The sequence below is a fragment of the Geodermatophilus sp. SYSU D00700 genome (assembly GCF_054050255.1).
In genome coordinates, this window is sequence record NZ_JBJGZA010000023.1 from 40,364 (window position 1) to 61,199 (window position 20,836).

Sequence of the window (20,836 nt, forward strand, 5' to 3'; positions counted from 1 at the left end):
GGCGAGGCGGACCGCTGATCCGCGCCACGAGCCAGCACACGCACCACACCACACAGCCCGCACCGGAGGGCCCGCGTTCAGGGCCTGCCGGGCACCGCCGGATGATGCGCCGGACGGCCGCGGCGGTCAGCGCAGCGCCGCAGCCCGGGGCAGATCCCGCGAACTGTCAGACCATCCGCCTAAGGTCCGAAACAGTTCTGTATGCCGGCGCGGTTCCCGGAGGTCTACGTGCCCCGTTTCGACAAGACCTGCGTCACCCAGTTCGCCAGCACCGGCTGCGAGAAGCAGCTGCGCATCGCCCTGCACCCGGACACCGCAGCCCACCGCAGCGAACGTGACGCGCTGGATCTGCCCCATCCGCAGGTGCGCCCCGCCCTGGCCGAGATCCGCAACGCGGGAAACGAGTGGGGCTACAGCAAGATCGCCGACCTGGCGGCGGCGTTCGGCCCGGCCCGGCTGCTGGGTGGTCCCAGCACGCCGATCCGCACCGCCGCCAGCCCCGGCCTGCGATTCGCTGCCAGTGAGCTGCACGAGCACCTGCACCGGGACGTCCACCCCGGCGACTTCCTCGTCGAGACCGAGTTCGACGCCGACACCCGCACTCTGCGTGCCCTGCATGCACTGGACGACCTGCGCACCGACGGCATCGACGCTCCGCTGGAGTTCGCCCGCGTCCGTCCCGACCTCATCGAGGTACTCGCTGCCGACGACCCGGCCGCCCCCCGGACGGTGGTCACCGCCGCCGGCCAGCTCGAGCCGGCCGACCCCGGCGATGCCCGGCTGCGTCTGCGCATCATCGACGTCAAGCTGACCAGCGAGCCCGGTCCGCACTACTTCGCCGAACTGGCCTACTACACGGTCGCCCTCGCCGCCTGGCTGGTCGACCACCAACTGGACACGCGGTTCGCGGTCAGCGGGGATCCGGCCGTCTGGCCCGGCAGCGAGAACGACAGCGCCCTGCACAAAGCCGTGCGCGACGGCGCAGCGCCCGCAGCGCTGTCCACCGCACTGCACGAGGACCTCGAGGTCGCGCCACTGCGCATCTTCCTCGCCGAACTGGCCCGCCTCCTGCACGACCTGCTGCCCCGGGTCCTCGCCGCGCCGTTGCCGCAGCTGCCCTGGGCGGTCACCTCCGGCTGTCAGGGATGCGAGAACCTGGGGCAGAAGTTCAAGCCCCAGCCGGGAACCAACCCCAGCGACTGGGATCCGCGGCACTGCCTCCCGCTGGCCGAGCAGACCCAGGACCTGTCCCGGCTTCCCTTCGTCTCCCGCGGTGCTGCCCGCGTGCTGCGTTCCCGAGGACACACCGACGTGCCAGCCGTCGCCCACCTGGACGAGACCGACAGCACCTTCGATGCGCATCACCGTCTGCGCGGTCAGCGCAGCGTGGTCTCCGCGCGGGCACGCGCGCTCACCGGCCAACACCCGTCCCCGATCGCGTCCGCGACGGCGACGACCGCGGCCATCCCCGCCTTCGCCAAACTGAGGCTGTACCTGACCGCCGACTTCGACCCCGGCAGCGCCATCACCCTCGCCTTCGGGCTGCGCTGGGCATGGCTGGACCGGACATCGCGGTTGAGCAGGGTAGTCAGCCCGCGCGTGCACTACGTGCCCGGCAAGACCGTCGCCGACGAGTGGCCGGTCCTCGCGCTGCTACTCGACGACCTCGACGCGCTGCTGTCCGAAGCGCAGGCGGCCGACCCCCAGGCCACCGCGCAGGTCTACGTCTGGGACAGCGTGACCTTCGACCACCTGACCCGAGTCGTCGGTCGCCACCTGGGCAACATCATCGCCACCGGCCGACTCGGCCGGCTGGCCTGGCTGTTCCCGCCCGAGGAGGTACTCGAAGCACCACAGCTGGCCGGCACACCCGCCGTCAGCGTGGTGCGCGACGCGGTCAAGAACCTGCTCAGCCTGGACCTGGCACACACCTACACGCTGCTGGAGACCGCCCGCCGCTACCACGACCCGGGCCACCCCAACCCGTCGTTCCGCGTACCGCCGTTCTGGCACGACCCGTTCAGCGACCAGATCCCCCCGGAACGGGCGCACCAACTGTGGCGCGGACGGATGACCCCGGGAGCTCCCACCGCCGCCCAGCTGCAGTCGGATCTGACCCAGACGGTACGGGCCAAGCTGGGCGCCCTAGCCACCGTGACCGACCGGCTCGGGCAGGACCTGCGGCCCCGCCTGCGCCGGTCGGCGCCGCGAATCGGCCAACTGCACGGTCCCGTCGACCTGCCCGGCACCAGCCACCTGGGACTGCTGCTGCATGCCCACGCCAAGCTCAACGCCGCTCTCGACGAGCTGGCCACCAGCCGCGTCCGCGCTCTGCCGGCCGCCGAGCGCGAAGCGACCTTCGCCAGCGCCCGCCTCACCCACCGGCTGACCGGCGAGGACGAACGCACCGCGTTGACAACGCTGGGGCACCCGCCACGGCCACACCGCGCGGTCTATGCCCTCGCCGCCGGCAGCCGAGAGGTCAAGGCCAAGGTGGGCGACTTCTCCTGGGCCATCGCGCCGGAGTCCGACGTCGGCCTGCTGGAGTACTCCGCCGGTGCCCTGCTCCGCCGCGACCCGGACCTCGCCACCCGCTGGTCGGGCAACTGGACGGCGCAGCGAGCGCGCTTGACCAAGGTCCTCGGCGTCCGCATCGTCGACCTCGACCGCGACCGCGGCCTGCTGGTGGTCGACTTCGACAACTGGGGAGACTCCACCCCGATCCGCGACGACCTGCTGGACCACGACCTCGTCCAGCTCGACCACGACCTGGTGCTGGATCCGGTGGCCGTCGACTTCTTCACCAGCAAGGTGCACGACACCGTCCGCGCCATCGGCAACCCGCCCACCGCCGTTCGGGAGCCCCGCATCCAGGCCGCGCTGGGCATCAACCGCAATCCGCGCCGCGGCGCACCGCACCCGGTCGAAGACTTCCTGTGGAACGCCCGGGCGACCGCCAGCACCGTCGTTCCGCGCGATACCGCAGCCGCGCGATCAAGCCTCCAGAATCTCGGGTACACCCTCAACCCCAGCCAGTGGGACGCCTGGGAACGGGCGCTCACCCGGCGACTCACGCTGATCTGGGGACCGCCGGGCACCGGCAAGACCGCCACCGTGCGAGCCATCCTCGCCGGCCTGGCCGCCACCAGCACCGGCAGTGCACCGCTGCGGATCGCCGTCGCCGCCGGCACCTACACCGCGGTGGACAACGTGCTGCAGGTCCTCGCGCGCGACCTGACCGCACACTGGCCCCAGGTCGCGCTGCGACGGCTGCGCAGCGCCGGGCGGCCCGCGCCGTCCTGGCTGCCTCACGGCGCCGACGTGGACACCTCCGACCAGGCGGCTCTACAGCAGACCGCGGCACAGCTGAACGGTCCAGACACCACCATCGTCGCCGGAACCACCGAGCAGCTGTTCCGGCTCATCGACCACGCCGCCGGCACCGCCGGACCCCTGTTCGACGTGCTGGTCATCGACGAAGCCGGGCAGCTCGACGTGGCACACGCTCTGCTGGCGCTCGCCGGCGTCGCTCCCGGTGCCAGCGTCGTGGTGGCCGGTGACCCCTTGCAGCTGCCCCCCATCCACGCCGCAGCGCCCCCGGCGGGACTCGAGCCGCTGGTCGGGTCGGTGTACAGCTTCTTCCGCGACTGGCACGACGTCCCTGACACTCCCCTACTGCGCAACTACCGGTCCAACGCCGAGATCGTGGCGCTGGGACAGCGGGCCGGCTATCCGCCGCAGCTGACCGCACACGACCCGCAGCGACGCGTGCGCTACACCATCGCCGGCACGGCTGCGGCGGCGTCCACCACGCCGCCGGACTGGTGGCCCGCCGGACTGCCCTTCAGCTCGGCGCTGCCCGGGATCGCCGATCCCGACCGCCCCGTCGTCTGCCTCACCTATCCCGAAGGGGTATCCGGGCAGTGGAATCAGTTCGAGGCCGACACGGTCGCCGCCCTCGCGTGGTGGTACGCCCACACCCTGGGCGGTGTCGACGCTGACGGCGGTGCACCCGCCGCCATGGCCGCGCACCGATTCTGGACCCGCGGGCTGGGCATCGTCACACCGCACCGTGCGCAACGCGCACGCATCGTCGCCCGACTCACCGCACTGTTCGCCACCGCCGACGCCTCTCCGGGCACGGCGCAGTGGATCGCCGACGCCGTGGACACGGTAGAACGTTTCCAAGGACAGGAACGTGACGTCATTCTGGCCAGCTACGCCGTGGGCGACCCCGACACCGTCGCCGAGGAAGCCGAGTTTCTGCACAACCTCAACCGCTTCAACGTGCTCGCCACCCGCGCCAAGGCCAAGTTGATCGTGATGGCCAGCCGGGAGGTGGTGAGCCACATCAGCGGCGACCTTGAGATCATTCGATCCAGCGAGCTGCTGAAGGACTTCGTCGACACCTTCTGTGCGCAGAGCCGTCCGGCCACCTTGCACTGGCGCGACGGGGAGATCAACCGGGCGGTGGTGGTCGAACACCGATGGCATTGACCCGGCCCGCCGAACTGCGCTCGGCTGTCGATCCGCCCGTCCTCAGACGTCAAGCGAACGGTGCGGGCGTCGCGGTTTCAGTCAATCGCGGGGGCAGTCACCGGCGCTTTCCGGCGACGGGTCGAGGTCCCCTTCACCTTTCAGCGCAGCCGCGAAGCCTCGTGCCGCCGGTCCGGACGAGCGAGCCGCCTGGCTAATCGGGACCGGTATCGGAAGCCGGGCACCGGCCAGCCGCGTTGCGCTGGTGGGAGCCGACGAGTCGACAGCGAACTCAGCCGAGGGGTGGAGGCACCTGCTCGCCGTGGCCTTGACGGCACCGGCCGACCACGACTGGCCCACCGTTCATCCATGCAGCGGTGACGGCTACCGATCCCGCCAACGCCGGATCGGCCGCGTCGACGAAGCGGACTTTGAGATCGTCCTCGAACTGCACGGTTCCCGACGTGAGCGGAACCATGACGTCAGACGTGTCGTCGTGTGAGTGGATCACCGTCACGCCCAGTCCTCGCCGACTCAGCACTTCCAGGGCGCTCAGCACCTCCGGGTCGGCTAGGGCGATGTCGAGATCGGCGATAGAGCGTGCCATGGTGGCCTCCCGGGCGGCGGCGAAGTGGCTTAGGTCACATCCTACGCGTTAAGGGACAAGCTCCTCCTGCGCCCGGCCAGGACGCGGCCGCGGCCGGCCCCTGTGGCACCGGCACAGTTCCGGTCAGCCGCACCTTGGGGCCGGTGGAGCGTGGGTCGGCAGCTCCGCGGCGGCGTCGGTGGACACCGTGATCGGCCTGCTAGTGGTCGACGCACCCTGACCTCGCACCGAGTCCCATCTCGCTGCCACCTCCGGCAGCCCCCACGCCACCGACTGCATCGCCGCCCAGGCCGGGACGAGGGCCTCGAGGGACCTGTGGGACGGCAGATCGGTCAGACCGAGGTTGTACTGGGCGCGGGCTCGGGCCAGCCATTCCCCACTGGCGGCATAGTGGCTGGCTGCACGCCGAAAGTGGACGCGGGCTCGCTCGTCGTCGCCACGGTCGCGAGCGACTTTGCCGAGGCCCAACTCGCAGTCACCGAGCTCGTGCAGCAGACCCCGCCGTCGGTAGAAGTCTGCGGCCCTCCGGTAGAGCGCCTCGGCGGTGCGGTGCCGGTGCATCCGGGCGGCGATGTTGCCCAGGTTGTGGTCGAGGGCGGCCACCGTCGGGCCGGCACTGGCACGCGCGTAGTGCTCGCGGGCCCGGCGTGACAGCGACCAGGCCTGCCGAAGCTGACCGAGCTCCATCAGCACCAAACTCAGATCGCGGTGGACCTCGGCGAGCTTGTCGGTCAGCTGGGGTTCGGCCAGTGCGCCGCGGTATCCGGCGGCGGCGTCCCCAGGAGGGTGACGGCCTCGTGGTGGGCGCCGAGTTCGTTCTCCGCCATCGCCAGGTTGACGCGGCTGTCAGCGATGTCGACGTCGTCGCCATGTTGCCGCAGCAGGTTCAGCGCCTGCCGATAGTCCCGTCGGGCCTCGTACAGCTGGCCGCGCTGCAACGCCACGTTGCCCTGGTACTGCAGCGTCTTGGCCACCTGCCACGCCGATCCGCAGTCGCGATACGTCGCCAGGGCGGCACCGTAGTAGCGCTGCGCGTCGCCCAGGGCGCCGTCGAACCAGGCGACGGTGCCCAGATTGCACATGGCATCGGCGGCGCCGAGGGCATCACCGAGCACGAGGAAGCACGTCAACGCGATCTCATAGCTGCGCCGTCCGGCGGTGGTGTCGCTACGCTGCAGAGCGCTGTTGCCGCGCTGCAGCGCCATGCGCCCGGCCTGCCGAAGGGCGGTCGCCAACGCCTGGGAGAGGTTGGAGTCCGCCGTCACGAGACGGCCGGCGCGTCGGGCAACACATAGGTGACCGGTGCCGCCCAGATCAACGGCGCGTGCCACCGTCGCAGCGCGGCCGTGTCCGCCCGCCGCCAGAGCCGCAGCTGCGTCAGCTGCCAGGCGCGCAGGGCGTCCACCGGATCCGGGGCGCCGTGGGCATCGTCGACCGCCAGTGCCAGCGCGGTCGTCGGGCCCTCTCCAGCCGCCACTCGGGCCTCACCCGGCACCCCGGCGGTCTGATCCGTCGGGAGGGTCCACCGGGTCGCGGTGATCACTCGAGCGCCGGCGTGGATGGCCGCAAGTGTGAGGCCGACCTGTTCGGCGTACCGGCTGTCATCGGCCTGGCAGGCGATGAAGGCCACGCGACGGGGCAGCGGCCACCGTTGCGGTGCATGCAGCCAGACACGAGCGCTGAGCGCGTGGGTATGCCGCGGACGCTCAAGCAAGCGACCGTCATCGGTCTGCATCGGGCGTCGGTCGGCCCACGAACGAAGATCCGGGTCGAACTCCAGCGCGGCCGCCGTCGGCGACAACTCGTCACTAACCGAGACATGGCCCAAGAAGAGCAAGCGACTCCACGCGCCCTCGGTCAACAGGGCGCTGAACTGCTGGCGTGAGCATCCGCGGAGTCGCCCGGCGGCGGCGTCTTCGACGGATCCGCCCGCCAGCACATCGCCGGCGGCGGAATCGAACCGGCGTCGCCATGCGTCAGGCACAAGTTCGGGATAGATGGGCAGCACCGTCGGTCGTGATCGGCTTCGGCTGGGATCCATCACACGCAGCACCGGGCCCTGCGGCCGATGCGGAGCGGCGGGCAGGGGCAGGTCGACCAGGGAGGCCGGACTGATTCCGCCGCGTACTCGGGCGACTTCGACGAGCCGTCGGTCCATGCCGTCGACCGTGAGCAGTTCCCACGGCACCGCACCGAGGTCGGGGCCAGGGGCGATCACGACAGTCGGCACGCCTAATCTGTCTGCCCGCGGCGCGGATGCGGGAGCCTCGTCGCCGGCCGCGTCGACCGCAGGCGAGCGGCCGGCCGACGGGGTGCTGGCCGCGGCACCGTCCGCGGTCGGGGCGGCCAGGTACTCCCGCAGGACGTCCGGCAACAACAGCTGGCCGAGGCCGGCACACAGCTCGCTGTTGGCCGCCGGATCCACCAGCGGGCCCACCCAGGCCCGCTGCAGCGATTCGGCGACGGCGCTGACCTCCAAGTCGGCCAACTGCTGACCGATGTCAAAGAGGGTCGACCAATACGCCTCGTGGCCATCGTCGTCCAACGGCGGAGTCTCCTGCAGCAGGTCCCGTTGCCTCTCCAGCTCGCGGCGCCGCCGCTCGGCCGCTTGGTCCCGGCCGGGCAGTCCTTGGTGCAAGCGGTGCAGCAGCGGCTCCACCTCCGCCCAGGGCCGTGCTCCGGCATCGACGAACGCGGTGCCACGCTCCCCGCTGCCGGGCCGGGCTTCGCTTGACGACGGCTGCGGCGGAACGCGAACGCGCGCCCAGGTCTGAGGCGAAACCCGCGCTTTCACGGCCTGCCGAGCCGCGTGGTCATCGCCGTCGACAGCGGTTGCGGTGGTCCACCAGTAGAGGCTCTCCCCGGCCCGCCACAGGCCGAGCCACCAGACGGTCGGCGATGTCCCCGCAACCTCGGCGTCGCCCGGGGTCGGCCGGCTCACGCCGCTCACCCTCCCGGCCATGGGTCTGCAAGCAGCAACGACCACAGCGGAACGGCCCGGTGCGACGGCGGGGGCGGGTCCGGGCCGACGACCCGCAGCCGGTCGGCCTCCTGGTCATAGGGCGCCAACTGCAGCTCCCACCCACAGCGGACACGGGCCGGAGCCCGAACGGCCAGGGAGCCGATGACCTCTTCCGGCTCGCCCACCGCACCCTCCTGCTGACGTTCTCTCCCGGCCCACGGCAGGGCCCGACCCACCACACTCAACGCCGGCGCGCGGGCCACGTCGACGCTCCCGACGGCTCGAGCGCGCTCCATCAGCTCAGCGAGCAGCATCGCATCGCTGGCCGCCACCTCGAAGGCAGCAGCGGCCAGCGAGCCCGTCTCCTCACGCCAGTGAGCCCTGTCATCGGGCCGGTCGAGGTCGAATCGCGTCGCGTCTAGAGCCAGCCACGCCGGCAGCACCATGGTGCGTCGCTTCGCCGATTCCCGCGGCCAGGTCAGCCCCCAGTTGTGCCGGCAGCGGGCTAGGGGCATCCACAGCCCGAGGGCCCGGTACGCCGCGGCCGCGCGGCGGTAGTGACGCCGGGCGGACTCGATGTTGCCTTGGGCTGCCGCCACGATGCCGCGATTGGCCTGTAGCTCCGCAGCCTGGCGCGGTTGCTCGGCTCTCCGGTAGAGCTTCTGGGCCCGGCGGTAGTAGTCGTCGGCCCTTCCCCAGTCAGAACGGCCGGCAGCGACGACGCCGAGGTTGTGGGCCACGGTGGCCTGACCCACCAGCGAGTTCAGCCGCGCGTAGAGCCGCTCGGCCTCCTGCAAGCACTCGGCGGCCTGGTCCCACCGCTTGGCGTCGCAGGCGACGACGCCGAGATTCACCAACGTGCCAGCAATCTCCCGGTCCGCGCCCCGGTCCCGATAGGTCCGCAATGCCGTGCCGTATCCGTCAGCCGCGGCTTGCAGGTTGCCTATCCGCCGGTCGAGACTCGCCAGACCCCCGAGGAGCCTGGCCCGGTCCAACTCCATCCCCATCTGCGTGAACAGAGCGAGCGCTTGACGAAGGCACCACCGGGCCCGGGGGTAGTCGCCGACATGCAGGTGCACATAACCGTGATTGGTCAGGACGTCGGCCAGTTCCTTGGGCATGCCTGCGTCCTCGTACACCGCCCGCGCACCGTCGAGCAGATCGCTGGCGACGGCGAAGTCCCCTCGCTGGCCGGCGACCGCAGACATCGTCGTCGTCGCAGCCGCCCATGACAGCCGTTCATTTGCATCCAGGGCAGCCGCTCGGGCGGCCTCAAGACGGTTCCAGGCAGCAGTCAGCCGTCCGGCTCGTTCATCGAGGACAGCAAGATTGATCCGCACGTCCAACACCGCCTCGCTGCGGCCATGGCGGCGGAAGAGCGTCAACGCACGCCGGTAGTGGCCGGCGGCAACATCCAGTTCGTCACGGCGGCGGGCGACCTGGCCCAGCGTCAGGCGGACGGCTGCCTCATGCAGGTCCCGATCGGCGGTTCCGTCTCCCGAGACGGAAAGTGCCGACTCCAGCAGTCGCGTCGCCTCGTCAAGGCGCCCTTGCCGCATGCGGACCAGCGCGAGATTGTGCTGGGTAGACGATCGCGGCAGCTCCAACCCGGTACGGTCAAGAACCTCGGCGGCACGTTCGAACTCGCCCGCCGCAGAGTCAAGGTCACCGGCCTGCCAGGCACGAAGTCCAACGTCGTTCGCCGCCGCCGCGGCCTCGAGCATCTGTTGCCTTGCCCTGGCCGGCAGCGCGCCAACGGAGGCCTCCTCCGCCCCCCGCTCCCCCACCCTGCTGACCGTACGGCACCCATCGGCACTGAGATCGTCTGGCAACATCCGCACATGCTGCTGAGGACGTACGACCTTGACGACGGATCAGTGCTCGTCGTCCCCCACGTGCACGATCCCGAGCCTTCGACCGACGCGCCCGTGCTCAGCTCGTTTACGGACTTTGTCCAGTCAGCGCTGGCAAGCGGCATCATCGGCAACGCCGGCTACTCGATGCTGATTGCCCTCGCGACGCGCCTGCGGCAAGGGGGCTTCATATCTGCGCGGAGCCGCCGACCCACGATCTCGGAGATGAGCCAAGCCGTCCACGAGAGCCTGACGGCGGTCGGCGTAACCGCAATAACGATCACCAGTGTCCGTGAAGTCACGGGCGGCAACTGGTCGGCTGAGGGAACGGCAGACGGTCGGCCCTTCATTGTCCAGGCCAACCCAGACGGAGCGGTGAGGCTGGTCCGCATTCGGTGAACCACCAGCAAGCTTCTCGGCCCGAAAGAAGGAGCCCGCTGTCTCCGTCCTAATGCAACGTCTTGTACGCGGTCGGCGTGAGTCCGGCGAACGCCCGGAACCCGTGGCATGAGCGAAAGCTCCTGCCGGTTGCCGGGTGGTGAAGCGAGGAGGGTGTCGCACCCCGCCAGCCCGCACGGACAACCGTCCCGTTCCCAGCGCGGCATGACCAAGCCGTCCACGCCTCTGCCTAGCGACCGCTGCCGGCGGTGAGCAGCATGACAACCGTCGTGCTCCCGAAGGCGACAAACGCCGCCGCGAATGAGGCGCCGCCAGCGAGAGCTCCGAAACCCACCATCGCCGCAGGCATGAATACGTCGTCGCCCAAGCGCTGCATAGAGGAAGATCCTTAGAGGGCCCAGCGGCGGGTTTGCTCGGCCGTCCTCAGGTGACATCGCTGGCCCGATCGGTCCGGGGCGGACGGCCGGTATACGAGCAGGTGCCTGCGGATGTGCGCGGCGTAGCCGCCGCGTCAAGCAGCGTCGAGCACGGCCAGATGGTCGGGCGACAACGACAGCTCAAGCGCGGCGACGGCTGCGGCATAGCGTTCCGGCCTCGTCGAGCCGAAGAGCGGAATGATGCGAGGCGAGCGCTGCGCAGCGAGCCATGCCAGAGCTACCTGTCCGGGCTTGACACCGAGCTCCGCGGCCACGTCGTCCAACGCCGCGAGCCTACGGAGGGCAGCGTCGCTCTCGTAGGCCCTGGCCATCTCCGGGTGGTCGAATCGTCGCGCCGCGGGAGCGTCGTACAAACCCTTGAGCACCGGCGAGTACGCGATCAGGCTCAAGTCGTCCCGCTCTCGGAGGTAGTCCAGTTGCTCGCAACCGGTAAGGCCTGGCTTGTCGAGTCCGGGCCGGGGCTGAAGATACGAATGCTGCTGCTGCAAGGCGACGGGTTGGGGCCACCCGTTCTGTTCGCATAGGCCGCGGATCCGCTCCACACGCCACGTTCGAACGTTCGACCAGCCCAGGTAGCGGACCTTGCCCTCGGACACAAAGTTCGCCAGCGCCTGCAGCGTCTCCTCCAGCCGAGTGGTCCGGTCATCGACGTGGACGTAGTAGAGATCGACGTAATCGACATCAAGCCGGCGCAAGCTGCCCTCGAGCGACGAACGGAGCGCGGCCGCCCCAGCACCGACGAAGCGAGCGCGGGACACGTCGGGGTGCGCGACGTCGTCCGGCCAGACCTCCTCGGGGTTGGCCAGCAGCGCGCTGCCCTTGGTGGCCAGGAAGACGTCGTCCCGGCGGCCACTACGCGCTAGCCAACGTCCGACGACCTCCTCGCTCTGGCCTCCGCTCGTACCCCTCTCCTGCCACCACGCGTAGCAGTCCGCAGTGTCGAGGAAGGACCCGCCGTCATCGGCGTACCGGTCGAGCAGGGCCATCGACGCTTCAGACTCTGCAACCGTGCCCATGCCCATGCAGCCCAGCGAGAGCGCGCTGACCTGGACGCCAGTCCGTCCCAGCTCGATGGTGTCCATGTTGCGTCCTCCCATGCCATCACGAGGTCGATCTGTCCCAGGGGCAGTCGGGCACACTGTCGTGCCGGCGCCGCGCTGCGGGCGCGAGGCGCCAGCTCTCGGGTCGCGTGTGGCCGTCGGAAGGTCCGCGGCCGCGCGCCTCCGTCGAGGGCACATGCACGACGGGTGTGCGCCGCCCCGGCGACGTCTGCGGCTCGATCAGCGTCCTAACCGAGCGATGCAACCACCCACCCAGACGACTCTGTCATGCTGCTGGTTTATTGTCCACCAGCGAACCAGGTCGCCTGGCGTATTGTTGCCAACCGCGGCGACTCCGCAATGCGGCGGCCGATGAGCCGCAGGCTGCCCTGAAAGGGGATCCGCACGCTAACCCGCGCCCGGCCGAACGTGGCAGCGAGGCGTTCGCTGCAGGCGCCCCGGGGCGGGCTCGACCGCCGACGCCTGCTCCTGGTCGCGGCGAGCCGCGGGTTGAGTTCCCCGGACTCCTGCGAGCAGGTCCTCGCCGGCAGCGCTGGCCAACTCCAGCGTCCGCCCGACTGTGACGCTAGGTCCCAGCCGTGCGCGATCGGCTTGATCTGACCGAGACCCGAAACAGAGCAGACGAAAGGGCTGGCCGTGCCAGGCGGACGTGCCGTCTAGAACAACCGCGATGGCGACCCGGCTGCCTGGCAGGTCTTCGTTGTGGTGGCTGAGCTCGGAGCAACCCGAACAGCACGTTGCAGTACCTCCGGCTTCCTGCCGAGGAAGCATCGATGCAGCGGTCTTGCTCAAGCCGCCTCATGCCCATCGTCGCGAGTCCGGAGCCGCGGCGGGCGTTGAAATGCGTTATCGAGGCAGTCTTCTTGCCGCCGCCACCACCGATATGCGGTGGGTCACAAAACGTCCATTGACTCGCAAGCACGCGACGTGCACGCTCCGTCAAGCAACCCACTTGGGCCTACAGCATGCGGGTGCGTACGTTGGCGGCCGCCGGCAGGTTGGTGATCAACGGTGTACCAGCCGCTTCTACGCAGCGGTTCGTCGCGCAGGTGAATGAACGTCAGGACCCCGTCCGGTGCGCGGTGGGCCAAGGTTGGGTGAGGCGATGGACCGGCCACGGATTCGTCGCGCGGCTTCGTAGCGAGGTCAGCGTCAGGTGATGCGCAACGCCATGTCCTTGCCGTAGTCGCCCACCTCTCGTTCCCCCTCAGTCTGTATTCGTTGAAGGCGGAGCGCACTCCGGGGTGAGGCGGTCCTGCGCCGTCCGGTCTCCTCGATCGACAATGATCTTGTCAACGGTCGGGAGGGCTGTGATGGGCCCTCGACGCTGAACACTTGGCGTCCATCCTCGTCCAGCCCAGTCGTTGATCACTCGGGAGACTGTTCCGGTCGGAGCGTGACGCTCAAGAGTCTTCGCGAAGTGCCCGGCGAGGTCGGCAAGCAGGGATAGGCACAGATGGGTGTCCGTGGCAGCCAGTGCCTGCACCTTCTGGGCGGCTGACATGTAGTGGTCCTCCAACCGGTCAGGGACGCTGCCGGTCAACTCGTGCAGGCCGAGGTGGAGCATGACGAACTCGATGACGTCGTGGCCAGGGTTGCTGTGCTCAGTCACTGTCGATACCTCAGTTGACGCAGGGGCGGATGACTCTGGCATCGGCGGGTGTCCGGACGGTTCGGACCATTTGTCAGTCGCAGCCGGTGAGCCTTGCTGATGTCGATCCGGTGATCAGCCGATCGATGGCGATCGCCATGCCCGTCGCTCGCTGTTGGCACGGTGGTCGAGTCAGCCGACCAGGGTCTCCATCGAGCGGTGCGCCGTAGGCGAGGTCTCGGGTCAGCCCCCGCCGCTCCGCTGTGGCGCCACACTGCCGCGGTCCGGTCCCGCGTCGTAGGTGTAGAGGACGCGGCCAGGAGGAGGCGTGCCGTTCCAGACGGGCGTTCCCGTCCCAGACTGACGACACCATCGGAGCAACGGGTGAGCCCTGTCAGTCGGGGGCTCGAGGCGCTGCGCCGAGGCTCTTCGACGTCGACGTGCGCGTGTGCGTCTCGGCGCGGTACGTGGTGCCGGGTGATGGGGTCGAGGGGCGGCAGTCGCCGGCGCGGGCGCGGATCGTGCCGATCGGTGCCAGGGGTCGGTGCTGACCCGGCCGGAGTCCCGGAGGGATCGCCGCTTTCGGCGACAGCGCTCGTCGGCAGCGGTCGACGGAACCGGGAGCTATCGACGAAGGCGGCTTCTGGGGTGCGCGGGGACTCTGACCGTCGGAGGCAGGGTCGTGGGACCCTCAACGGGAGCCCGTTGATGTGGACGTGATGGCGTCGACCACGTTTGAACTTTCCTGTGTGGGCGCTCGATCGTCCACCGAGCAGCAGTCGAGGCTTGGCGCGGCGCTCAAGTTTCGCTTTTCGGGCGGTTCCCAACAGCCTGGCTCATGCAGCGACGCTGCTCTAGCGTGACCGCCGCGGGTAAGCGGCGACGCGTCGCTGCCGTCACCGCTCAGATTGGCCAAAGCGTCCATGCGTCAGGGGAATGCCGTGACTGCTACGCCGAAGCATCCTGACCAGGTCGCTGCTGAGGCGCGTTCTGCGGTGCTGAAAGCGGCTCGGGACGCGCTGCCACAGGCGTCGAGCAAGCCGCTGGAAGGCAAGACCGACGTCGGCGATGGGACGGGCCACTTGGCGCAGTGGACAGCGCGAGTGGCCCTGATGGTTGCCGCGGAGCAGGTGGCAGCGGAGATAGGTCAGTTGAGCCAACGCCAGGCGGAAGCCTCTGACGCCTCGGGCGTTCAGACAGCCGCGCCCTCACCGCAGCCGGACACCTCCCCCACCGACCCTGCGCAGGTCTCACAGGCCAGCCCGGCACCAGCGTCCGGCTCGTCCTCGCCGCAGCGCGACCTCGCCCCGACAGCCGCGCCCTCACCGCAGCCGGACACCTCCCCCACCGACGCTGCGCAGGTCTCACAGGCCAGCCCGGCACCAGCGTCCGGCTCGTCCTCGCCGCAGCGCCGGCCCCGACTCCTGCTGGTCGAGCACCGCGATCTCGTTGCCAAGGACTGGCCGTACGCGCATGTGTTGTGGAACTTGCAGCACCACGCCCAATCGTTGAGGCAGCGGAGTGACCTCGTTACTGAGGCCATCAGCGACTTGGATGGCCTCGAGCCGACTCCTCCAGGCACCGACGAGGACCTGAACTCTCTCGCGTCCAGAGATGATCTGTTGCTCTTCACCAGTCGGCGCCGCGGCCTGGGCACCATCCCCATCACCGAGCAGATCTCCGCATATACAGCGTCGGCCGCGGACGTATTGGGCCTCCTGCGCACCGACTATGCGCTCTCCAGCAGCGCACTCGACGTCTCGAGCAGCACCCTCACTGCGGCGGTAGCGAGCGCTCTCATCGCTCAGCCCGTGGATGTCGTCGTAGACGGATTCCACCTGGTGCAGGAGGAAGGGCCGGTACACACCGCGCTCAACGCGACCTTGGCCGTCGACGCCGCCCTCGCGGTGGCGCAGGCAAACCTTCAGCGGCGGCTCTTCGACTACAGCGAAGACGACAGGCCGCAGGTCACACGCGCCCGCGAGCTCGATAAGGAGGCCACGGCGATCCGGGCCGCTTGGGCGGCCACGCTGACCAGCCTCACGACGGCACCCGCTGAGGGACTCCCACCGTTGGCTGCGGCAGCGGTTCAGGCCGCCATCCGCGATGTGCCGACGGGCGTCACCCACGTCGTGCACCTGTCGCTGGACAGCAGTGGAACCGATGTCATCAGCCGCCGTAGCCTCTTCGGGCCGAGCGGACGGCTGCGTCTCGTAGGTGGGGTGACCGTGTCCTGGCTACTTGTCACTACTGCTGCAGGCACCGGCACCGGCGCGCTGATCGGTGCGGGCAGCCGCTACCAGGGGTGGGCGACTGACTATGACCTCGGCACCGGTGCCTTCGCCGGCGCACCCATCGCGGCCTTCGCGCCACTACAAAGGAAGGCGCAGGCTCAGCTTGCAGAATCGCCGCCCGCGGACGTCGTGCCGACAAAACCAGCGCTGAAGATGAGATGGAAGTCGTCGGAGACCGCATCTGGCCTGATCGTCGCCGGACTGGCCGTTGCCGGCGCGGCTTGGTTGTTGTTGGACGGGCTAAGCAAAGTGCTGTGACCTGGTGCCGCCCTGCGCAGAGACGATTGAGCGGCTGAATCTCGGCGGGGAGCGGATCGTTTATTGCTGCGGTGCGTCGTCGCCCGAGCTGGCATCGCTTGCTTGTCGAGCGGCCGTGGCGGGCAGGGCCAGGAGCAGGGCGGTGGCTGCAAGGCCGGCAGCCGCGCCAAAGGCTGCGTGATAACCGTCCACCGACACGGCGGTGTGCCCATCGTTGTTGGTCGTGGCCAGGCGAGTGAGAAGGGCCAGACCGAGTGCTCCGCCGACTTGCTGGGTTGTGGCGAACAATCCCGAAGCGACTCCTGCATCGCCGGCTGGCGCGGAGCCGACGGCGACCGCGGCAAGTGAAGGGAAGGCGAGCCCAAAGCCTGCGGCGATGAGCAGGCCGGCGGGCAGCACGTCGGGCAGGTAGGAGCCGGATGCGGGGATGCGGGCCAGCAGGGCCAAACCAGCGACGATCAAGACCAGCCCAACGACGAGCACGGGTCGGAGACCGAGCCGGGAGGTCAGGCGGGCGGTGAGGACCAGGGACACGATGGCGATCACCATGGGTACCGGTAGGTAGGCCAGCCCGGCCTGCAATGGGTCATAGCCGAGCAGGTGCTGCAGGTAGAGCACCCCGAGAAACTGGTAGCCGAACAGCCCGGCCACTACCAGCACTTGGACCAGGTTGCCCAGCCCGACGGATCGGCTGGTGAGCAGCCGCAGTGGCAAGAGAGGTGCTGCGAATCGTGCCTGGCGGGCGAGAAAGCCGGCCAGCAGCCCGACCGCGGCCAGCGTCAGTAACCCAGCAGTCATCGCGCTGGTGTCGGTAGACAGCACAACGAGGACCGCGAGCATCAGCCCGCCGGTGACCAGCAGCGCACCCAGCAGGTCCGCGCGCCCACCGCTGCCAGGCGGATCGGGCACAAGGCGGTGTACTCCACGCAAAGCGGCCAATCCAAGCGGGACGTTGACGAGGAAGATCCACGGCCAGCTCAGGCCGGTGGTCAACAGCCCGCCAGCGAGCAGGCCAACCGAGGACCCGGCAGCGCCGACGAATCCGAATGCAGCGAGGGCTTTCCCCCGCTCCCCGGCCTCGGGATAAAGGGTGACGATCATGCCTAGGACGACCGCAGAGGCCAGCGCGCCACCGACGCCCTGGACGAACCGGGCGGCCACCAGAACCTCAATACGGGACGCCAGCCCGCAGGCCAACGAGGCGGCAGTGAAGGTAGCTAGCCCGCCCAGGAGCACCCTCCGGGGCCCGAGCAGGTCACCCAGGCGGCCGGCGAGTAGCAGCGACCCACCTAGCGCCACGAGATAACCGTTGACCACCCATGTGAGTGCCGGTCCCGACGTCGCCAAGTCCGCGCCGATCACCGGCAGGGCGACCGCGACGATGCTGCCGTCAAGGATGATGAGGAACTGGCTGGCGCACAGCAGCCACAGGGCAGCCCAGCGGCGCCGTTCGACTGTCTGCGGGGCGGCGGGCGGTGACCAAGGGACGGGGTCGACGGCAGGCACTAGGCATCTCCTCAGGGCACGGTTTGTGACAGAGGAGATCGTCTGGAACCATCTTGACGTTCACAAGGAGGCACTTCTTTGTCACGCAGGCACATCGATGTGTCCACCAGCGGGTCAGCGGCTCCTTCCGCGGCTGAGGTGCTGCAAGAGGCGTGCCCGCTGCGGGAGGTGCTCGACCGGGTGGGAGGTAAGTGGAGCGTCCAGATCTTGGTTGCTGCGGTGCGCGGGCCGATCCGCTTCACCCAGCTCGAGCGGTCCATTGAGGGTGTCAGCCGCCGAATGTTGACCCTCACCTTGCGCAACCTCGAACGCGACGGCCTACTCCAGCGCACTGTCTACCCCACCGTGCCTCCGAAGGTTGAGTATGCCGCGACCCCGATGGCCCGGGAGCTACACACTCACCTGGTCGGTCTCACCGACTGGGCTGAACGACACCGGGCCGATGTTGCAGCAGCCCGCCGCGCTTATGACCACACCACCGAAGCGCGCGATCGAGAGCTTGGCCATGTCAGTGGTGTCGCGGAGGCAGACCGACGGACGTGAGCGCATGGGTGTGGATCAGCGACTGGGACCAGCGGTATAGAGCTGCTCGATGAGCCGCCGGGCTCCAGCCTCGATCGGATCCCGTTCGGCCATCAAGGGGTGCGCCGTCCAGAGCGCTCGCCACTCCGCGAGGGCGCGGGCGCACTTCTGGCAACTGGGCGCGGTTTCGCAGGGCGGGTGTTCCTCGGCGCGCAGGTACCAGGCTGCTCGTGCCTGGCTGCTGTCGTGCGGAACGCGGGTTCTCCGGTTCAAGGGTTTGTCCCTTCAGGATGAGCCGGCCGACGTGAAAGGCCCAAGAACTCGATGGGGCGTGTACGGTGCCACGAGCCCCATGGTACTTCGCCCGTGGCGAAGTGCGCGACGGCCGCTGCCGACGATGACCGGCCGAGCGGGATCCCTCGACACGAGGTTCGACCACTACAGCCCCGCACCCAAGCCGGCCCCGACCAAGCCCACGGCGTTCCGGACCGCGGGATCGCAAGGCTTCCTGCAGCACCTCCGTCTGGGCACATCACCTCCGCACATCAAAGAACCCACGGTGCATACGCCCGTCGGAGACTGACGGACAGGAGCTACGGTGACCAGGCGGTAACGTTCGTGACCGTTCGGCATTGGCCCGCTGGGTCGTCAAGCGCGCCTTAGCTCGCTGCTGTCCGACAAAGGGCTCCGTCCTGCGCCAGGCGCCGCAATGCCGCGAAATCCTCCACGCGCTGGTTCGACCTACCGTCTCCTAACCTGCGCCGACTGCCGTCGAATGATTAGTGCAACGACTCTTGGGTGAGGGTGCCGCCTGGGCGAGGTGACCGTGGCGGCACCGGGGTGGAGACGATGAACGAGCTCGTGGTCTGGCCGTAGAGCAGGAACTGGTCGAGCACGCCCTCGAGCGCCTCGATGGCGGGGACGTGGACGCGGAGCAGCAGGCAGTCCTCGCCAGAGATGCGGTGGCACTCGCTGACCTCGGGGACCTGCCGCGCTAGTTGCTCGGCCTTCGGCAGGCTGCCCGGCGTCGGGCGTAGCCGCACCCAGACACTGACCGGCAACCCCAGGGCAGCGGGGTCGATGTCGAGCCGGTACCCGCGGATGACGCCGGCCTCCTCCAGGCGGGCGACCCGCTCGCGCACGGCCGGGGCGGACAGGCCGACGCGCCGGCCGAGTTCGGCGGCACTGAGGCGTGGATCCTCGCCGAGGGCGTCCAGCACCCGTCGGTTGACCTCGTCGACCAGGTCCTTGCCGGTTCGAAGGCCGATGGCCGGTCGCGGTGTCCGGACAGGGCTCACGATGCCTCCATTGCCTTCGATCGCGCCTGGTCACTGCGGTCCGGGCCTTCGACGATAGAGCGGTGACCTCACCTCCCGCAGACACGGGCACCGGCGGGGGCGGCGCACCCGACGGGGACCGTCCCGGGCGCCCGGCGGCTCGATCCGGGGACCGGGTACCGCCGCACGTCTACTTCGTGGTCAGTGCGGTCTTCCACTACCTGGGGCCGGCGTTCGCGGTGCTGCTCTTCGCACGGATCGACGTGCTCGGGGTCGCCTGGCTGCGCATCGCCTCCGCGGCGTTCGTCTTCGCGATCTGGCGGCGCCCGTGGCGCACGTGGCGCCGGCTCGACCGCCGCACCCGATGGCTGCTGGTCGGCTGGGCTTCGGTCCTGGCGGTCATGAACAGCTGCTTCTACGTCGCGATCGACCGGCTACCGCTGGGCACGGTCGCCGCCATCGAGTTCCTGCCCGTCATCGCCCTGGCCGCGCTGGCGGTGCGCACGCGCCGCAACGTCGCCGCCCTCGTCCTGGCCGTGGTCGGGGTGTACCTGCTGACCGACGTGCGCCTGGTGGCCGAACCGGTGGGCATCGCCTTCGCCGCGGCCAACGCGGTGCTGTTCGCGGTCTATGTCCTGCTCGGTCACCGGGTGGCGCGCAGCGAGCAGCTGCCGGGCATCGACGGTCTCGCCCTGTCGATGCTGCTCGCCGCGGTCATCGCCCTGCCGATCGGCATCACCGACGCCGCCCCCGCCTTCACCGACCCGGTCGCCCTGGCGGCCGGGATCGGCGTCGGGGTGTCCTCCTCCGTCATCCCCTACGTCTGCGACCAGCTCGCGATGCGGCGGCTGCCCCGGGCCACGTACGCGCTGATGGTCTCGTTGCTGCCTGCCACGGCCACCGTGATCGGCGTCGTCGTGCTGACCCAGGTCCCCACCGTGCTAGAGGTCGTCGGAGTCCTGCTGGTCATCGCCGGTGTCGCCCTGCACCGTGAGCGAGCTGCCACCGCATCGGCCCCGTCCGAGAGGACCGAGGCGCTGTGACCGGCCGGAGGAGTCAGATCCGGCGCTCGCTCGATGAGCGATGACCAGGAATGCAGACCGGCCAATCTCATCCGCGTGTGCACTTCGCTCTCCAGCAGGGCGAGTTGGGGTCCGCCACCGTCGACAGCGTCCTGCTTCGCGTCGAAAAGGGCGGACCCACAGGCCAGCCGCCCACGCATGATGGACCTGTTCGGCAGTTCACCGAGTGTCGATGGCGCGCTGGTAGGCGTTGAGGAAGGCCGTGCTCTGTTCGACGGTGGACGCCTCGCCCGGATTGCCGCGAGCAGCCCAGACGGCAAATGCGAGGCCGACTACGGCGATTTCGGGCTGGGCGATCATGCTGTCCCAGTCATGCACAGCCATGGCATCGACACCGCGCCACCGCAGGTTCTGAGACCCAAAGTCACCGTGCCGAGCGCCGTGCAACGGCCTCGAGCTGGACGGCGAGGGCGTTGCACGTCGAGGCGCTGACTACGCGTGGATGGCGTGTGTGCCATCAAGGGCACCGCTGGCCACTGTCGGCGGCGGCCAACGTCGCATGCGGTGTGTA

The 20,836-nt window shown here is 69.5% G+C and carries 15 protein-coding genes; 6 read left to right on the forward strand and 9 right to left on the reverse strand.

Features of this window, described 5'->3' with window-relative positions; translation table 11 throughout:
- Positions 1 to 228 precede the first annotated feature (228 nt).
- Positions 229 to 4,497, forward strand: a complete 4,269-nt coding sequence (locus tag ACI79V_RS16380; protein ID WP_456890800.1) for a DEAD/DEAH box helicase — start codon at positions 229 to 231, stop codon at positions 4,495 to 4,497.
- A 271-nt stretch (positions 4,498 to 4,768) separates the two neighbouring features.
- Here the strand turns inward: ACI79V_RS16380 and ACI79V_RS16385 are convergent, their stop codons facing one another.
- Complete coding sequence (locus ACI79V_RS16385) at positions 4,769 to 5,083, reverse strand: hypothetical protein (RefSeq protein ID WP_456890801.1); 315 nt, start codon at positions 5,081 to 5,083, stop codon at positions 4,769 to 4,771.
- 315 nt (positions 5,084 to 5,398) lie between these two features.
- Here ACI79V_RS16385 and ACI79V_RS16390 point away from each other — a divergent pair, with 315 nt between their 5' ends.
- The gene (locus tag ACI79V_RS16390) at positions 5,399 to 5,734 is read left to right on the forward strand and encodes a hypothetical protein (RefSeq protein WP_456890802.1); all 336 of its coding nucleotides are present in this window, start codon (positions 5,399 to 5,401) and stop codon (positions 5,732 to 5,734) included.
- 80 nt (positions 5,735 to 5,814) lie between these two features.
- Here the strand turns inward: ACI79V_RS16390 and ACI79V_RS16395 are convergent, their stop codons facing one another.
- From ACI79V_RS16395 to ACI79V_RS16405, 3 genes are read right to left on the reverse strand one after another with little or no spacing between them, the layout of a single operon-like run.
- On the reverse strand, positions 5,815 to 6,288 hold the full coding sequence (locus ACI79V_RS16395) for a tetratricopeptide repeat protein (RefSeq protein WP_456890804.1): 474 nt from the start codon (positions 6,286 to 6,288) through the stop codon (positions 5,815 to 5,817).
- A gap of 56 nt (positions 6,289 to 6,344) precedes the next feature.
- A complete protein-coding gene (locus ACI79V_RS16400) occupies positions 6,345 to 8,024 on the reverse strand; it encodes a CHAT domain-containing protein (RefSeq protein ID WP_456890806.1) in 1,680 nt (559 codons plus the stop codon).
- Between the two features lie 5 nt (positions 8,025 to 8,029).
- Positions 8,030 to 9,832, reverse strand: a complete 1,803-nt coding sequence (locus tag ACI79V_RS16405; protein WP_456890808.1) for a tetratricopeptide repeat protein — start codon at positions 9,830 to 9,832, stop codon at positions 8,030 to 8,032.
- A 54-nt stretch (positions 9,833 to 9,886) separates the two neighbouring features.
- On the opposite strand from ACI79V_RS16405, the gene ACI79V_RS16410 reads away from it, so the two are divergent.
- The gene (locus ACI79V_RS16410; RefSeq protein WP_456890810.1) at positions 9,887 to 10,297 is read left to right on the forward strand and encodes a DUF1471 domain-containing protein; all 411 of its coding nucleotides are present in this window, start codon (positions 9,887 to 9,889) and stop codon (positions 10,295 to 10,297) included.
- Positions 10,298 to 10,808: 511 nt separating this feature from the next.
- Here the strand turns inward: ACI79V_RS16410 and ACI79V_RS16415 are convergent.
- Positions 10,809 to 11,816: an aldo/keto reductase gene (locus ACI79V_RS16415; RefSeq protein WP_456890812.1), complete on the reverse strand. Its 1,008-nt coding sequence runs from the start codon at positions 11,814 to 11,816 to the stop codon at positions 10,809 to 10,811.
- Between the two features lie 1,186 nt (positions 11,817 to 13,002).
- Complete coding sequence (locus ACI79V_RS16420; protein WP_456890813.1) at positions 13,003 to 13,407, reverse strand: hypothetical protein; 405 nt, start codon at positions 13,405 to 13,407, stop codon at positions 13,003 to 13,005.
- Positions 13,408 to 14,327: 920 nt separating this feature from the next.
- Here ACI79V_RS16420 and ACI79V_RS16425 point away from each other — a divergent pair.
- Complete coding sequence (locus ACI79V_RS16425) at positions 14,328 to 15,938, forward strand: hypothetical protein (protein WP_456890816.1); 1,611 nt, start codon at positions 14,328 to 14,330, stop codon at positions 15,936 to 15,938.
- Between the two features lie 60 nt (positions 15,939 to 15,998).
- Here ACI79V_RS16425 and ACI79V_RS16430 read toward each other — a convergent pair whose 3' ends face one another.
- Entirely contained in the window at positions 15,999 to 17,444 is a 1,446-nt protein-coding gene (locus ACI79V_RS16430) for an MFS transporter (RefSeq protein ID WP_456890818.1), read from the reverse strand.
- A gap of 168 nt (positions 17,445 to 17,612) precedes the next feature.
- On the opposite strand from ACI79V_RS16430, the gene ACI79V_RS16435 reads away from it, so the two are divergent.
- Positions 17,613 to 17,987 carry a winged helix-turn-helix transcriptional regulator gene (locus ACI79V_RS16435; protein WP_456890820.1) on the forward strand — a complete coding sequence of 125 codons (375 nt, stop codon included), beginning with the start codon at positions 17,613 to 17,615 and terminating at the stop codon, positions 17,985 to 17,987.
- A gap of 758 nt (positions 17,988 to 18,745) precedes the next feature.
- On the opposite strand, the gene ACI79V_RS16440 is transcribed toward ACI79V_RS16435, so the two are convergent.
- On the reverse strand, positions 18,746 to 19,264 hold the full coding sequence (locus ACI79V_RS16440) for an Lrp/AsnC family transcriptional regulator (RefSeq protein WP_456890822.1): 519 nt from the start codon (positions 19,262 to 19,264) through the stop codon (positions 18,746 to 18,748).
- 62 nt (positions 19,265 to 19,326) lie between these two features.
- Here ACI79V_RS16440 and ACI79V_RS16445 point away from each other — a divergent pair, with 62 nt between their 5' ends.
- The gene (locus ACI79V_RS16445) at positions 19,327 to 20,286 is read left to right on the forward strand and encodes an EamA family transporter (RefSeq protein WP_456890824.1); all 960 of its coding nucleotides are present in this window, start codon (positions 19,327 to 19,329) and stop codon (positions 20,284 to 20,286) included.
- 198 nt (positions 20,287 to 20,484) lie between these two features.
- On the opposite strand, the gene ACI79V_RS16450 is transcribed toward ACI79V_RS16445, so the two are convergent.
- Positions 20,485 to 20,649: a hypothetical protein gene (locus ACI79V_RS16450; RefSeq protein WP_456890826.1), complete on the reverse strand. Its 165-nt coding sequence runs from the start codon at positions 20,647 to 20,649 to the stop codon at positions 20,485 to 20,487.
- Positions 20,650 to 20,836: the final 187 nt, after the last annotated feature.